The organism is Burkholderia singularis, from assembly GCF_001718875.1.
Taxonomy (GTDB): Bacteria; Pseudomonadota; Gammaproteobacteria; order Burkholderiales; family Burkholderiaceae; genus Burkholderia; species Burkholderia singularis.
Map to the genome: position 1 here is coordinate 1781142 of NZ_CP013448.1, position 14772 is coordinate 1795913.

9 protein-coding genes are annotated in these 14772 nt (G+C 66.6%); 5 read left to right on the forward strand and 4 right to left on the reverse strand.

Annotated elements, in window-relative coordinates; all coding sequences use genetic code 11:
• The first annotated feature begins 43 nt into the window (after positions 1-43).
• From smc to AQ611_RS08225, 3 genes are all read left to right on the forward strand, one after another.
• Positions 44-3562, forward strand: a complete 3519-nt coding sequence (gene smc, locus AQ611_RS08215; protein ID WP_069234202.1) for a chromosome segregation protein SMC — start codon at positions 44-46, stop codon at positions 3560-3562.
• 83 nt (positions 3563-3645) lie between these two features.
• Positions 3646-4968, forward strand: coding sequence for a cell division protein ZipA C-terminal FtsZ-binding domain-containing protein (locus AQ611_RS08220; protein ID WP_059516832.1), 1323 nt, complete (start codon positions 3646-3648; stop codon positions 4966-4968).
• Between the two features lie 71 nt (positions 4969-5039).
• The gene (locus AQ611_RS08225; protein ID WP_059572203.1) at positions 5040-5474 is read left to right on the forward strand and encodes a MarR family winged helix-turn-helix transcriptional regulator; all 435 of its coding nucleotides are present in this window, start codon (positions 5040-5042) and stop codon (positions 5472-5474) included.
• 96 nt (positions 5475-5570) lie between these two features.
• On the opposite strand, the gene AQ611_RS08230 is transcribed toward AQ611_RS08225, so the two are convergent.
• Entirely contained in the window at positions 5571-6305 is a 735-nt protein-coding gene (locus AQ611_RS08230; protein WP_069234203.1) for an enoyl-CoA hydratase-related protein, read from the reverse strand.
• 405 nt (positions 6306-6710) lie between these two features.
• Between AQ611_RS08230 and ligA the strand changes: the two genes are divergently transcribed.
• The gene (gene ligA / locus AQ611_RS08235; RefSeq protein WP_069234204.1) at positions 6711-8786 is read left to right on the forward strand and encodes an NAD-dependent DNA ligase LigA; all 2076 of its coding nucleotides are present in this window, start codon (positions 6711-6713) and stop codon (positions 8784-8786) included.
• The gene (gene def, locus AQ611_RS08240) at positions 8783-9316 is read left to right on the forward strand and encodes a peptide deformylase (RefSeq protein WP_059516842.1); all 534 of its coding nucleotides are present in this window, start codon (positions 8783-8785) and stop codon (positions 9314-9316) included. The genes ligA and def overlap by 4 nt, the downstream gene beginning before the upstream one ends.
• 240 nt (positions 9317-9556) lie before the next feature.
• On the opposite strand, the gene AQ611_RS25455 is transcribed toward def, so the two are convergent.
• The 3 genes from AQ611_RS25455 to map form a co-directional block, all read right to left on the reverse strand.
• Positions 9557-10993: a pseudouridine synthase gene (locus AQ611_RS25455; RefSeq protein WP_102720249.1), complete on the reverse strand. Its 1437-nt coding sequence runs from the start codon at positions 10991-10993 to the stop codon at positions 9557-9559.
• A gap of 16 nt (positions 10994-11009) precedes the next feature.
• Positions 11010-13586: a [protein-PII] uridylyltransferase gene (locus AQ611_RS08250; RefSeq protein ID WP_069234205.1), complete on the reverse strand. Its 2577-nt coding sequence runs from the start codon at positions 13584-13586 to the stop codon at positions 11010-11012.
• 119 nt (positions 13587-13705) lie between these two features.
• Positions 13706-14524 (reverse strand): type I methionyl aminopeptidase, encoded by an 819-nt coding sequence (gene map / locus AQ611_RS08255; protein ID WP_059516846.1) that lies wholly within the window; start codon positions 14522-14524, stop codon positions 13706-13708.
• Between the last annotated feature and the right edge of the window lie 248 nt (positions 14525-14772).

Genomic DNA, 14772 nt, shown 5'->3' on the forward strand with positions numbered 1-14772 from the left:
GCCTGTTTCAATCCGTTTCACACTCTTTACCACCGGTACTGCCGTGCGTCTGAGCTCGATCAAACTCGCTGGCTTCAAATCTTTTGTCGATCCCACGCACTTCCAGGTCCCAGGCCAATTGGTCGGCGTGGTGGGCCCGAACGGGTGCGGCAAGTCCAACATCATCGACGCCGTGCGCTGGGTGCTCGGCGAATCGCGCGCGTCCGAGCTGCGCGGCGAATCGATGCAGGACGTGATCTTCAACGGCTCGACCACGCGCAAGCCCGGCAGCCGCGCGAGCGTCGAGCTGATCTTCGACAACTCCGACGGCCGGGCGGCCGGCCAGTGGGGCCAGTACGGCGAGATCGCCGTGAAGCGCGTGCTCACGCGCGACGGCACGTCGAGCTACTACATCAACAATCTGCCCGCGCGGCGCCGCGACATCCAGGACATCTTCCTCGGCACCGGCCTGGGCCCGCGCGCTTACGCGATCATCGGGCAGGGGATGATCGCGCGGATCATCGAGGCAAAGCCCGAGGAGCTGCGCGTGTTTCTCGAAGAGGCGGCGGGCGTGTCGAAGTACAAGGAGCGCCGCCGCGAGACCGAGAACCGGCTGCACGACACGCGCGAGAACCTGACGCGCGTCGAGGACATCATCCGCGAGCTGGGCGCCAATCTCGAGAAGCTCGAGGCGCAGGCGGTCGTGGCGACGAAGTACAAGGAGCTCGTCGCCGACGGCGAGGAGAAGCAACGTCTGCTGTGGCTGCTGCGCAAGAACGAGGCGGTAGCCGAGCAGCAAAAGCAGCGGCACGCGATCGGACAAGCGCAGATCGAACTCGATGCGCAGACCGCCAAGCTGCGCGAGGTCGAGGCGCAGCTCGAGACGCTGCGCGTCGCGCACTATTCGGCGAGCGACGCGATGCAGGGCGCGCAGGGCGCGCTGTACGAGGCGAACGCCGAGGTGAGCCGGCTCGAGGCCGAGATCAAGTTCATCGTCGAATCGCGCAACCGCGTGCAGGCGCAGATCGCGGCGCTCGTCGCGCAGCAGGAGCAATGGCGCGCGCAGGCGCAAAAGGCGCAGGACGATCTGGAGGAAGCGGAGGAGGCGCGCGCGATCGCCGAGGAAAAGGCCGCGCGCGCCGAAGACGACGCCGCGGCCAAGCACGACGCGCTGCCCGCGCTCGAGACGCGCTGGCGCGACGCGCAGGCGCAGTTGAACGACGAGCGCGGCAGGATCGCGCAGACCGAGCAATCGCTCAAGCTCGAGGCCGCGCACCAGCGCAACGCCGATCAGCAGCTCCAGCAGCTCCAGCAGCGGCACGAGCGCCTGAAGGCGGAGGCGGGCGGGCTCGACGCGCCGGACGAGGCGCAACTCGAAGAACTGCGCATGCAGCTCGCCGAGCACGAGGAAATTCTGGCCGACGCGCAGGCGCGTCTGGCCGACGCGCAGGACGCGCTGCCGACGCTCGACGCCGAGCGCCGCGCCGCGCACGAGCGCGTGCAGGCCGAAAGCGCGCAGATTCACCAGCTCGAGGCGCGGCTTGCCGCGCTCAAGCAGTTGCAGGAGAACGTGCAGACAGAAGGCAAGATCCAGCCGTGGCTCGACAAGCACGAACTGGGCGCGTTGCCGCGTCTGTGGAAAAAGCTGCATGTCGAGGCCGGCTGGGAAACCGCGCTCGAGGCGGTACTGCGCGAGCGGCTCGCGGCGCTCGAAGTGTCCAATCTCGACTGGGTCAAGGCGTTCGCGAGCGACGCGCCGCCCGCGAAGCTCGCGTTCTATGCGCCGCCGCCCGCGGGCGAGCCGCCCGCCGTGCCGGGCGCGTTGCGTCCGCTGCTGCCGCTCGTGCGCATCGACAACGCCGGCCTGCGCGCGGTGCTCAACGACTGGCTCGGCGCGGTGTTCGTCGCCGACGATCTCGCGCAGGCGCTCGCCACGCGCACGCAACTGCCGCCGGGCGGCGCGTTCGTCGTGAAAGCGGGCCATGTCGTCACGCGGGCCGGCGTGCAGCTTTACGCGGCGGATTCCGAGCAGGCCGGGATGCTCGCGCGCGCGCAGGAAATCGAGAATCTGGCGCGCCAGGTGCGCGCGCAGGCGCTGCTGTCCGACGAGGCGAAAGCCGCGGTGGTGCGCGCGGAAGCCGCGCACACGCAGGCGTCGCAGACGCTCGCCGAAGTGCGCGGCGAGGCCGAGCGCGCGACGCAGCGCGTTCATGCGTTGCAACTCGACGTGCTGAAACTCGCGCAGGCGCACGAGCGCTACACGCAGCGCAGCACGCAAATTCGCGAGGAACTCGAGGAGATCGGCGCGCAGATCGAAGAGCAGCGCGCGCTGCGGGCGGAGTCGGAAGCGAATTTCGAACGCCACGATGCCGAACTCGCCGAATTGCAGGCACGCTTCGAAGACAACCAGCTCGCGTTCGAAGCGCTCGACGACGAATTGACCAACGCGCGTCAGCACGCGCGCGATCTCGAGCGCGCAGCGACCGATGCTCGCTTTGCCGCGCGCCAGTCGGCCAACCGGATCGACGAATTGAAGCGAACGATCCAGGTCGCGCACGACCAGAGCGAGCGCGTCGCCGCGTCGCTCGACGATGCGCGCGCGGAACTCGAGACGATCGACGAACAGACCGCGCATACCGGTTTGCAGGATGCGCTCGAGTTGCGTGTGCAGAAGGAGGCGGCGCTTGGCGCGGCGCGCGCGGAACTCGACGATCTGAGCGCGAAGATGCGCGCGGCCGACGAGACGCGCATCGTGGCCGAGCGCTCATTGCAGCCGTTGCGCGATCGCATCACCGAATTGCAGTTGAAGGAGCAGGCCGCGCGGATGACGAGCGAGCAGTTCGCCGAGCAACTCGCGGCGGCCGAGGTCGACGAGGCGGCGCTCGCGCAGAAGCTGACGCCGGACATGAAGCCGTCGTACCTGCAAGGCGAGGTCACGCGGCTCAACAACGCGATCAACGCGCTCGGCCCGGTCAACATGGCCGCGCTCGAAGAGCTGGCGGCGGCGAGCGAGCGCAAGGTGTTCCTCGACGCGCAATCGGCCGACTTGACGAACGCGATCGAGACGCTCGAGGACGCGATCCGCAAGATCGATCAGGAAACCCGCACGCTGCTGCAGGCGACATTCGACGAAGTGAACCGTCATTTCAGCGATCTGTTTCCGCGTCTGTTCGGCGGCGGCCAGGCGAAGCTGATCATGACGGGCGACGAGATCCTCGACGCCGGCGTGCAGGTGATGGCGCAGCCGCCCGGCAAGAAAAACGCGACGATTCACCTGCTGTCGGGCGGCGAGAAGGCGTTGACCGCGACCGCGCTGGTGTTCGCGATGTTCCAGTTGAATCCCGCGCCGTTCTGTTTGCTCGACGAGGTCGACGCGCCGCTCGACGACGCGAACACCGAGCGCTTCGCGAACCTGGTGCGCGCGATGTCGGACAAGACGCAGTTTCTGTTCATCTCGCACAACAAGATCGCGATGGAGATGGCGCAGCAGCTGATCGGCGTGACGATGCAGGAGCAGGGCGTGTCGCGGATTGTCGCGGTCGACATGGAAACGGCTGCCGGGTTTGCGCAGAATAACGGTTGATGACAGGGCGCGCGAAAGCGCAACGCGAATCATCGATCGCGTTCGCACGCGCCGCATGACGAAGAATTGCTGATGGAGCATGCATGGACGAGTTGACACTCGGGTTGATTGGCGCAGGCGCCGTCGTGGTGGGCGGCGTCGTGGTGTACAACGCGTGGCAGGCAGCGAAGGTGCGGCGCAGGATGCCGCGTCCGATGCCGGCCGACGCGGCCGAGGCCGCCGCGCGGCACGAGCACGACGATGCGCCTTTCATCGAGCCGGTACGGCAGCCGGCGCGCCGTGACGCCGCCGCGGGCGCGGCGCCCGCGCAGAGCGACGCCGCGCGCGTCGAGCCGACGTTCGGCGGCGCGGCGGCCGTGGCGCCGGCCGATACGCCCGCCGATCTGCAAGCCGAGGCGACTGGCGCGAATGACGCGAATGGCGCGGCCGAACCCACCGCCGAACTCCCCGCCGAGCCGGCGCAAACGCCGGGCGCGCAACGACAAGACGCGGACGCGCCAAGCGCGCAGCCTGCCGCCGCCACGGTCAACGCGGCGCCCGAACCCGTCGAGCCGGTATTGCCCGCCGCGACCACCATTTCGGCCGCGCCGCCCGCGATCGTCGACAAGCGCATCGACTGCATCGTGCCGATTCGTCTCGCGGGCCCGCTTGCCGGCGACAAGATTCTCCCCGCCGCGCAGCGGCTGCGCCGCGCGGGCAGCAAGCCGGTGCATATCGAAGGCAAGCCGGAAGGCGGCGCGTGGGAGTTGCTGCAAAACGGCGTGCGTTACGAGGAACTACGCGCGGCCGCGCAACTCGCGAACCGCAGCGGCCCGCTCAACGAACTCGAATTCTCCGAGTTCGTCACGGGCGTGCAGCAGTTCGCGGATGCGATCGACGGCGCACCGGAGTTTCCGGACATGATGGAAACCGTATCGATGGCGCGCGAACTCGACGGCTTCGCCGCGCAGTGCGACGCGCAGTTGTCGATCAATGTGATGTCGGACGGAGCGCCGTGGTCGGCGAACTACGTGCAGGCGGTCGCGTCGCAGGACGGCCTGCTGCTGTCGCGCGACGGCACCCGCTTCGTGAAGCTCGACGCGAAACAGAATCCGGTGTTCATGCTGCAATTTGGCGACACGAATTTTCTGCGCGACGATCTCACCTACAAGGGCGGCAACCTGATCACGCTGGTGCTCGACGTGCCGGTCGCCGACGAGGACATTCTGCCGTTCCGGCTGATGTGCGATTACGCGAAGTCGCTGTCGGAGCGCATCGGCGCGCGCGTGGTCGACGACCAGCGCCGGCCGTTGCCGGAATCGACGCTGCTTGCCATCGAGCAGCAATTGCTGAAGCTGTACGCGCGGCTCGAGGAGGCGGGAATTCCGGCCGGCTCACCGGTCACGCGACGGTTGTTCAGCCAGTAACGGGCGGGCGCCGGCGCACGCTGGGCCGTCGGGCCCGCTCCCTGGCATGCGTGTGAGCACAAGCTAAAAAAATGGATCATCGACTCGTCTATCTGTTGAACGTGGGCCAGCGACGCTTGCATCGATGGACGCAGGCGCGTACCGCGGCGGGGGGCGTGACCGCGGCCCAGGCCGGGCTGCTGTTTTTTCTCGGCAAGCATGACGGCTCGCTGATGAGCGAAGCGGCCGCCGCGCTGGACCTCGGCGCGCCGGGCATGAGCGGCCTCGCCGACCGGATGGAGCGGGCTGGGCTCGTCGAGCGCCGCCTCGACGAACTCGACCGGCGCGCGGCGCGGCTTTGGCTGACCGCCGGCGGGCGCGCGGCGCTCAAGCGGGCGAAGGCCGGGCTGGCCGAATTGAATGCCCGCCTGACGGACGGATTCACGCCGTCCGAGATCGACGTGGTCGCACGCTGGCTGGCCAGCCTGCAAGACAAGTTTCCGGCAACCGACGACGGCTTGGCGTGATGACCCGCGCCGGTTTTCGGTCGCCCGGCGCGCGTGCGGACGCCGGGTTGACATCCGATGGCCGCCCGCGCCGTGCGCCCATTGCTGCCGGTTCTATCACTGCGCGATTTTCGTGAAGTCCGGCGGGCGTTTCTGCGCGAACGCGACGAACGCTTCCTTCGCCTCCGCGCTTGCCAAGCGTTCGACGAACACCTCGCCTTCCCGATCGATCTGCGCGACCAGTTTCTCGGCTTCGCGCATCAGCCGCTTCATCGCCGCCAACGAGCCGCGCGGCTTGGCGGACAAGGTCCTGGCAATTTGCTGCGCCGCGTCGCGCAACTGCGCGAGCGGCACCACCTGATTGGCGATGCCCCATGCAAGGGCGGTCGCGGCGGGCAGCGGCGCGCCGAGCGAGAACATCTCGAAGGCCCGGACATGGCCGATGCGCAGCGGCAGCAGATAGCTCGACGCGGCCTCCGGAATCAGCGCGAGATTCACGAAGGGAGTGATCAACTGCGCATCGTCAGCCAGGATGACGTAATCGCAATGCAGCAGCAGGGTTGTCCCGATCCCGACGGCCTTACCCTGCACGGCGGCGACGACCGGAATCGACGCATTCGCGAGATGGTGCAGGAATCGCACGACATGCTGCTCGCTTGGGCCGTTTCCCAACGCTTGCGCGGCGAATTCGGCGACATCGTTGCCGGCCGTGAAGGTATCCGCATCGGCTTGAATCAGCAGCACCCGGACATCGTTATCGGCGTGTGCGCGTTCGATGACGTCCGCCAGCGCGCCATACATCGCGTTGGTCAGCGCGTTCTTTTTGTCGGGGCGCGACAGCGTAACGGTCATGATGCCGTCGGCTAGTTCGGTTTTGATTTCCGTCGTAGGCACGGTTTGTCTCCGGAGTTGAGGGGCGGGGCGCTGCTGCCTGATCTGGCGCGTGCGCACAACGGCCTTTCAATCGGCCGCTTGCGACAGACAACATTCGCATGCGAAGTATATATGATTCGTATGCGAAATAAATGGACTGTCGCGGTTCATGGAAATGGAAAGAAGACGGCCGGCAAGCGGATACGCGCGGCATGCGCGGCGAGGCCCCGTGCGATCGGGCGCGACGAAGCTGGCAGCACGGCGATTCGAGCACCCGGCGGGCCCGAACCCGGCCATTCGGCAGACCATTCAGACGATGCCGAAAAGGGCGCGAACTGAGATAATCGTCGCCTGATCAATTCCGCAATACATGCCGCCAGCATCATGGCCCGATCCTCCAAAGAACCGCCAGCCAGCCAGCCGGCCGAGCGCGCCGCATGGCTGCGCGCCGAGCTTGAGCGCGCGAATCACGCGTATTACGTGCTCGACCAACCGGATTTGCCCGACGCCGAATACGATCGCCTTTTCATCGAGCTGCAGCAGATCGAGGCCGCGCATCCCGAGCTCGCGACGCCTGATTCGCCGACGCAGCGCGTGAGTGGCGAGGTCGCGGGCGGTTTCACGCCGGTCGTCCACGACAAGCCGATGCTGTCGCTGAATAACGGCTTTACCGACGACGATGTCGCCGCATTCGACAAGCGCGTCGCCGACGGGCTCGACAAGCCAGCCGATCTGGCCGGCACCGTGACGGAACCTGTCGAATACGCGTGCGAGCTGAAGTTCGATGGTCTCGCGGTGTCGCTGCGCTACGAGGACGGGCGCTTCACGCAAGCGTCGACGCGCGGCGACGGCACGACCGGCGAGGACGTGACAGAAAACATTCGCACGATCCGCACTATCCCGCTGCGCTTGAGGGGAGAGCGGCTGCCGCGCGTGCTCGACGTGCGTGGCGAAGTGCTGATGTTCAAGCGCGATTTCGCGCGTCTGAACGAACGTCAGCGCGCGGCCGAGCAGCGCGAATTCGCGAATCCGCGCAACGCGGCGGCGGGCAGCTTGCGGCAGCTCGATCCGAAGATCACCGCGCAACGGCCGCTGTCGTTCTTCGCCTATGGAATCGGCGTGCTCGAAGGCGCTGATATGCCCGATACGCACAGCGGCCTGCTCGACTGGTATGAGACGCTCGGCCTGCCGGTGAACCGCGAGCGCGCCGTCGTGCGCGGCGTAGCGGGATTGCTTGCATTTTTTCGGACGATCGGCGAGAAGCGCGAATCGCTGCCGTATGATATCGACGGTGTCGTCTACAAGGTGAACCGGCGCGACGAGCAGGACAAGCTCGGCTTCGTTTCCCGCGCGCCGCGTTTCGCGCTTGCGCACAAATTCCCCGCGCAGGAGGCGTTGACCAAGCTCGTGTCGATCGACGTGCAGGTGGGCCGCACCGGTGCCATCACGCCGGTTGCGCGGCTCGAGCCGGTGTTCGTCGGCGGCGCGACCGTCACGAACGCGACGTTGCACAACGCGGACGAGGTGCGCCGCAAGGACATCCGGATCGGCGACACGGTGATCGTGCGTCGCGCGGGCGACGTGATTCCGGAAGTGGTGTCGGCCGTGCTCGACCGCCGACCGGCCGATGCGCGCGAGTTCGTGATGCCGGATGTTTGTCCCGAGTGCGGCTCGAGGATCGAGCGGCTGCCGGACGAGGCGATCGCGCGCTGCACGGGCGGGTTGTTCTGCCCTGCGCAGCGCAAGCAGGCGCTCTGGCACTTCGCGCAACGCCGCGCGCTCGATATCGACGGACTGGGTGAAAAGATCATCGATCAGCTCGTCGAGCAGAATCTCGTTCGCACGCCTGCGGATTTGTTCAATCTGGGGTTTTCGACGCTCGTCGAGTTGGACCGCTTCGCGGAGAAATCCGCGCAGAATCTGATCGATTCGCTCGAAAAGGCGAAGCACACGACGCTGTCGCGTTTTATCTACGCGCTCGGCATCCGCCATGTCGGCGAGTCGACCGCGAAGGATCTCGCGAAGCATTTCGGCTCGCTCGACCGGATCATGGACGCGTCGCTCGAGGAATTGCTCGAGGTCAACGACGTCGGGCCGATCGTGGCCGAATCGCTGCGTCAGTTTTTCGCCGAGGAGCACAACCGCACCGTCATCGAGCAATTGCGCGCGCCGGGCAAGGTCAGTTGGGCCGAAGGGCCGCCTGCACCGCGCGAGCCGCGAGGCGTGCTCGCCGGCAAGACCGTGGTGCTGACGGGCACGCTGCCGACGCTGACCCGCGATGACGCGAAGGCGTTGCTCGAGGCGGCGGGCGCCAAGGTCACGGGCTCGGTATCGAAGAAGACCGACTATGTTGTCGCGGGCGCGGACGCGGGCAGCAAGCTCGCGAAGGCGGAGGAACTCGGCGTGCCGGTGCTGGACGAAGCCGGTATGCAGAAACTGTTGGAGGGGCAGGCGGAATGATTCGTGAGATTTTGAAAATGGGCGACCCCCGGCTGCTGGAGGTCGCCAAGCCGGTCGATGCATTCGATACGCCCGAGTTGCACGCGCTCATCGACGATATGTTCGAGACGATGGCGCATGCGAACGGCGCAGGGCTCGCCGCGCCGCAAATCGGTGTCGGGTTGCAGGTGATCATCTTTGGCTTTGGCAGCAGCGAGCGTTACCCCGATGCGCCGCCCGTGCCGAAGACGGTGCTGATCAATCCGACGCTCGAGTATCTGCCGCCCGACATGGAAGATGGCTGGGAGGGATGTTTGTCGGTGCCGGGGATGCGCGGTGTCGTGAGCCGCTACCGGCGGGTGCGCTACAGCGGCTTCGACCAGTTCGGCGCCAAGTTCGAGCGAGTCGCGGAGGATTTTCACGCGCGCGTGGTCCAGCACGAATACGATCATCTGATCGGCAAGCTCTATCCGATGCGGATCACCGATTTCTCGAAGTTCGGTTTTACCGAAGTGCTGTTTCCGGGGCTCGATCCCAACGCCGACGATTGAGCCACGGTGCAGTCGAATCGAATGGCCGTATCGATCGCGGATCGGTAACGCCCGAGCTTGCGTCGCGAAGCCGCCGGTCGAACATGATGACGGGGCCGTTCGCCGGCGCATGAAAAACGCCCGCGGTGATGGCGGGCGTTTCGGTGGGCGATGGAGCGGACACTTGAACGCGGCGCGGCCCGCGCCATTCGCGGCACCGGAAAAGATCCGCCATCAAAACGACTGGGGCGACTGGGGCAATTAGAACGACTCGTCGGGCGACAAATAACGCCACTGTCCCTGCGGCAGCGCGCCAAGCATCACGCGGCCCATGCGCACCCGCTTCAGACCGATCACGTCGAGACCGACAAGTTCGCACATGCGCCGAATCTGACGCTTTTTGCCTTCGCGCAGCACGAAGCGAAGCTGCTCGCCGTTCTGCCAGCTCACCATCGCAGGCTTGAGCGGCACGCCGTCGAGTTCGAGGCCGTGGCGCAGCTTCGCGAGCGATTCGGCGGGGAAGTGCTGGTCGATATCGGTCAAGCGTTCGCCAAAGCGCACGCGCACCAGATATTCCTTGTCGATGTCGGATTGCTCGCCGATCAACTGCTTGGCGATGCGGCCGTTTTGCGTCAGCACGAGCAGGCCTGTCGAATCGATGTCGAGCCGGCCCGCCGGCGCGAGCGCGCGCAGATGCTGCGGCGAGAAACGTAGCGCCGAGCGGTCGCCGCTCCAATGGTTGTCGCGTGTGATGAGCGTCGCGGCGGGCGCGTAGCCGTCCTCAGCCTGACCGGAAACGTAACCGACTGGCTTGTGCAGCAGAATCGTCACTTGCGCCGCTTGCGCGGCGCGCGCGTTCGAATCGATTTCGATACGCTGATCGGCGCGTACCTTGGTGCCGAGCGTGTCGATGCGCACGCCATCCACGAGCACCCAGCCTTTCTCGATCCATTCGTCCGCTTCGCGGCGCGAGCAGAGGCCGAGTTCCGACATCCGCTTCGACAGCCGCACAAGGCCCGTTTCGTCGCCGCGAACGGCTGGGGCCGCCTCGCGTTCCGTGGCGCGGCGCTTGACCGGCTGGGCGCCCTTGAGGCTGGCACGCGGCGCGGGACGGCGCGCATCGGTGGTGCTCGCGTGCGATGCGGGGCGGCGGGCCGTGCCGGGCTGCGCACCGGGGGGCGTAGGCTTGGCCGAGCTGTCGTATCGGCCGCTCGCGTTGCGTGTTGCGCGTTGGCCGGCGGCGGGACGCTTGTCCGCGAATGCGCGGGCGCTGTCGCGCGGAGCCCGGTCGCCCGAGCGCACGTCGCGCTCGCCCGTCCGGCGCGATTCGCCGGTTCGAGCCGAGCCGCCGAATTTCGTGCCGGCCGCGTTGCCGCGCTTGCCGACCGCGGTTTTTGCCACTCCGGCCGTTTTCGGCGTTGCCGACGCGGCGGCGCGCGGGGCCGCCGACTTCGACGCCGACGATGCCGGCGCCGCCGATTTTTTCGCGACAGGCTTGGCCGCCGGTTTCGTGGCTGATTTCACGGCCGATCCGCCCGTGCGCGCTGCCGCGCCGGCTGTTTTTGCTGGCTGCGGCTTCGCGTCGGCGATTTTGTCGAGCGGGCGAGCGGTCTTACGCGCGTGGGCGCTCGACGCCCGCACGGGGGCGCGGCTCGGCGAGGCCGGCCGTGGATTCTTGACGGTCAATTTTGTGCGCATAAACGCTGATACCTGCTCACACTGCAATGGCGCGCAACAATTCGGTTTCGACTTGGATCTGCAGGCGGTTATCGGATAAGCCGCCGCCGTCAAGCATGAAAACGTCCTCGACGCGCTCGCCAAGCGTATTGATCCGCGCCGCATGGACGCCGACCCGGTGCTCGGCGAGCACGCGCGCGATCGAATAAAGAAGGCCCGGCCGGTCGTTCGCCGACACGGACAGGATGTAGTACTGGCCGCGCTCGTCGGCGCGCAGGTCGACGCGCGGCGTAATCGGAAAGGTTCGCGACAGCCGCGACAGCCGCCCCTTGGCCGGCTCGGGCAACGGCGACGAAGCGGCCAGGCGCGCCGCGAGCTGCTGTTCGACGAGGTTCGCGATGTCGCGGTATTGCACGTTGCGCTCGGTTTGCGTAACGATGAAGTTGTCGAGCGCGTAACCGTGGCGCGTGGTGCTGACCCGCGCATCGAGCACCGAGAGCCCGTTGCGGTCGAAATACGCGCAAATGCCCGCGAACAGGTCGGAGCGGTCCTTCACGTAGACGAGCACCTGCAGTGCGTCGCCGACGGGCGACGGGCGCGCGCGCACGATGGCGGTGTCGGCCTCGACGTGCCGGTACAGCACGCGGGTCTGCCATGCGATGTCGGCCGCGTCGTGGCGCAGGAAGTAGCCGACATCGAGCTTGTCCCACAGCGCGCGGTGCGCGTCGGACGGCACGGTTTCGAGGCGCAGCAGCGCGAGCGCTTCCTCCTGGCGCGTCTTGAGTTCCGAATGCGGATCGGGTTGCGCGCCGCCGAGCACGGCGAGCGTCGTGCGGTACAGATCCTCGAGCAGCTTGCCTTTCCACGTGTTCCAGACCTTCGGGCTCGTGCCGCGAATGTCGGCGACCGTCAGCAGATACAGCGCGGTCAGCCGCCGCTCGCAGCCGACGAGATCGGCGAAGCGCCTGATGACGTCGGGGTCGCTCGTATCCTGCTTTTGCGCGACCTGGCTCATCGTCAAATGATGCTGGACGAGCCAGACGATGAGCGCCGCGTCGTCGCCGGCAATGCCGTGGTCTCGGCAGAAGCGCCGCGCGTCGGCCATCCCCAGCACCGAATGGTCGCCGCCGCGGCCTTTCGCGATATCGTGGAAGAGGGCGGCGACGTACAGCACCCACGGCCGCTCGAAATTCACGATGAGCTGGCTGCAAAACGGGTATTCATGCGCGTGCTCGGCCACCGCGAAGCGTCGAATGTTGCGCAGCACCATCAGAATATGCTGATCGACCGTGTATACGTGATAGAGGTCGTGCTGCATCTGTCCGACGATGCGCCGGAAGTTCAGCAGATAGCGGCCGAGCACGCTTGTCTGATTCATCAGCCTGAATGCGTGCGTGATGCCTTCCGGCTGCTGGAGGATTTCCATGAACGTGCGGCGGTTGCGCGGATCGCGCCGCCATGCGTTGTTCATCACGTCGCGCGAATTGTAGAGCGCGCGCAGCGTGCGTGCGGACAGCCCCTTCACGCCGCGCACCGTTTCGTAAAGCACGAACGCTTCGAGGATCGCATCGGGGTGGCGCTCGAACAGATCGTCCGCGGCGATTTCCAGCATGCCCTGCTTCTCGACGAAGCGCCCAGGCGACAGCACGCGCGTAATGCCGCTCGTTGCCGGGAACAGTTGCGCCTCGATGTTCTGGATCAGAATCGTCGCCAGTTGCGTGACGGCCTTCGCGGCCCAGTAATAGCGGCGCATCAGTTGCTCGCTTGCGCGCTTGGCGGGCGTCGGCTGATACCCGAAGCTCTCGGCCGCTTGCGTCTGCAAATCGAACACGAGGAGATCCTGTCTGCGCCCGGCGATTACGTGCAGCCGCGCGCGCAGCGTTTTCAGAAACCCCTCGTTGCGGCGCAGCTCGCGCGCCTCGCGATCGGTGATGAGGCCGCGCGTGTCGAGTTCACGCCAACTGCTGCCCAAGCCCGCCGCGCGGGCGATCCATAGAATCGTTTGCAGATCGCGCAGCCCGCCGGGGCTTTCCTTGATGTTCGGCTCGAGGCTATACGGTGTGTCCTGGAACTTCGCGTGGCGCTGGCGCAGTTCGAGCACCTTGGCCTGGAAGAACGCGCGTGCGTCGAGCGCATCCCGGTAGCGCAGCATGAAGCGCTCGAAGAGCGCGGTGCTGCCGACGATGCGGCGCGCTTCGAGCAACGACGTTTGCACGGTGATGTCCTGCGCCGCCTCGTCGAGACACTGGCCGACGGTGCGCACGCTGCTGCCGATCTCGAGCCCCAGATCCCATGCCATGCCGATGAAGCGCTCGATCCGCTCGTCGAGTTCGTTGGCGTGCGAGTCGGGCAGCAGCACCAGGATGTCGACGTCCGAATGCGGTGCCAGTTCGCCCCGGCCGTAGCCGCCGACCGCCACGAGCGTAAGCGCCGTGGTCAGCCCGCAGTCGCTCCATAGGCGGCGCAGCGCGTCGTCGGTCGCGCGCGACAGCGCGTGCATCAGCGGCGTGACGTTGGCCGCGGATTTGAAGCGCATGAGCAACTCGGCCTTGGCCGCCTTGAATTCGGCCTTGCGCGGCGGTGTGGACGACGGCGGCGCGACGGAAACGCTCATGGGCAGCGATCGACCAGGCGAAGGTTGGACATTTGAAAGAAATGCGCCGCCCGAGCGATTGTCGGGCGGCGCCGGGCAATATGCTGCGACGCGCTCGGCGCGGCGCAGGCGCGCTTCGCTCAGACGGCGGCGGCCGCGTGCACGGCAAGCGCCGGGCGCGCGGGCGTGCCGGCCGACACGGTCAGCACGTCATAGCCGGTGTCGGTGACGAGCACCGTATGCTCCCATTGCGCGGACAGGCTGCGGTCGCGGGTTTTGACCGTCCACTGGTCGGGCATCGTGCGGATATCGCGCTTGCCGGCGTTGATCATCGGCTCGATCGTGAAGATCATACCGGGCTTGAGTTCCACGCCCGTGCCCGGCCGTCCGTAGTGGACCACCTGCGGGTCTTCGTGGAACACCGTGCCGATCCCGTGGCCGCAATATTCGCGCACGACGCTGTAGCCTTGGCTTTCCGCGTGCTTCTGGATCGCATAGCCGATATCGCCGAGATGCGCGCCCGGCTTCACCTGCTCGATGCCGAGCCACATGCATTCGTAGGTGGTTTGCACGAGGCGCTTCGCGAGGATCGAGCCGTCGCCGACGATGAACATCCGGCTCGTGTCGCCGAAATAGCCGTTTTTGATGACGGTGATGTCGAGGTTGACGATGTCGCCGTTCTTCAGTGTCTTGTCGCCGGGGATGCCGTGGCAGATCACGTCGTTGACCGACGTGCAGATCGCCTTCGGATACGGCGGATAGCCGGGCGGCTGGTAGTTGAGCGGCGCGGGAACCGTGTTCTGCACGTTGGTCATGTATTCGTGGCAGAGGCGGTCGAGTTCGCCCGTCGTCACGCCCGCGACGACGAATGGCGTGATGTAATCGAGCACTTCGCTCGCGAGCCGGCAGGCGACGCGCATCTGGGCGATGTCGTGTTCGTTTTTGAGCGTAATGGCCATGGTCGATGCCTGGAGTGCGGTGAATTAGGCAATTATCGCACCTTATTCCGGGTGCCGCAGCGTCTTTGCCGATGCAATGGGCGCCCGGATCGGCATGGCGCGGGCGGTGTAAGCCGGGCGCCTGCGCGGCCCGGCGATGCGATCCGGTCCGGCAAAGGCAATGCGACTTGAGGGGCGTCATCGCCATGTGCTATAATTTTTGGCTAAGTCGACGCTGAAATTGCGATTTTCCGCTTGCCCGAACCGCG

What these genes read in the sequence shown, in the direction of transcription:
- AQ611_RS08220 (WP_059516832.1), top strand. Translation starts at nt 3,646, where the DNA reads ATGGACGAGTTGACACTCGGGTTGATTGGCGCAGGCGCCGTCGTGGTG.
- AQ611_RS08225 (WP_059572203.1), top strand. Translation starts at nt 5,040, where the DNA reads ATGGATCATCGACTCGTCTATCTGTTGAACGTGGGCCAGCGACGCTTG.
- AQ611_RS08230 (WP_069234203.1), bottom strand. Translation starts at nt 6,305, where the DNA reads ATGACCGTTACGCTGTCGCGCCCCGACAAAAAGAACGCGCTGACCAAC.
- ligA (WP_069234204.1), top strand. Translation starts at nt 6,711, where the DNA reads ATGGCCCGATCCTCCAAAGAACCGCCAGCCAGCCAGCCGGCCGAGCGC.
- def (WP_059516842.1), top strand. Translation starts at nt 8,783, where the DNA reads ATGATTCGTGAGATTTTGAAAATGGGCGACCCCCGGCTGCTGGAGGTC.
- AQ611_RS25455 (WP_102720249.1), bottom strand. Translation starts at nt 10,993, where the DNA reads ATGCGCACAAAATTGACCGTCAAGAATCCACGGCCGGCCTCGCCGAGC.
- AQ611_RS08250 (WP_069234205.1), bottom strand. Translation starts at nt 13,586, where the DNA reads ATGAGCGTTTCCGTCGCGCCGCCGTCGTCCACACCGCCGCGCAAGGCC.
- map (WP_059516846.1), bottom strand. Translation starts at nt 14,524, where the DNA reads ATGGCCATTACGCTCAAAAACGAACACGACATCGCCCAGATGCGCGTC.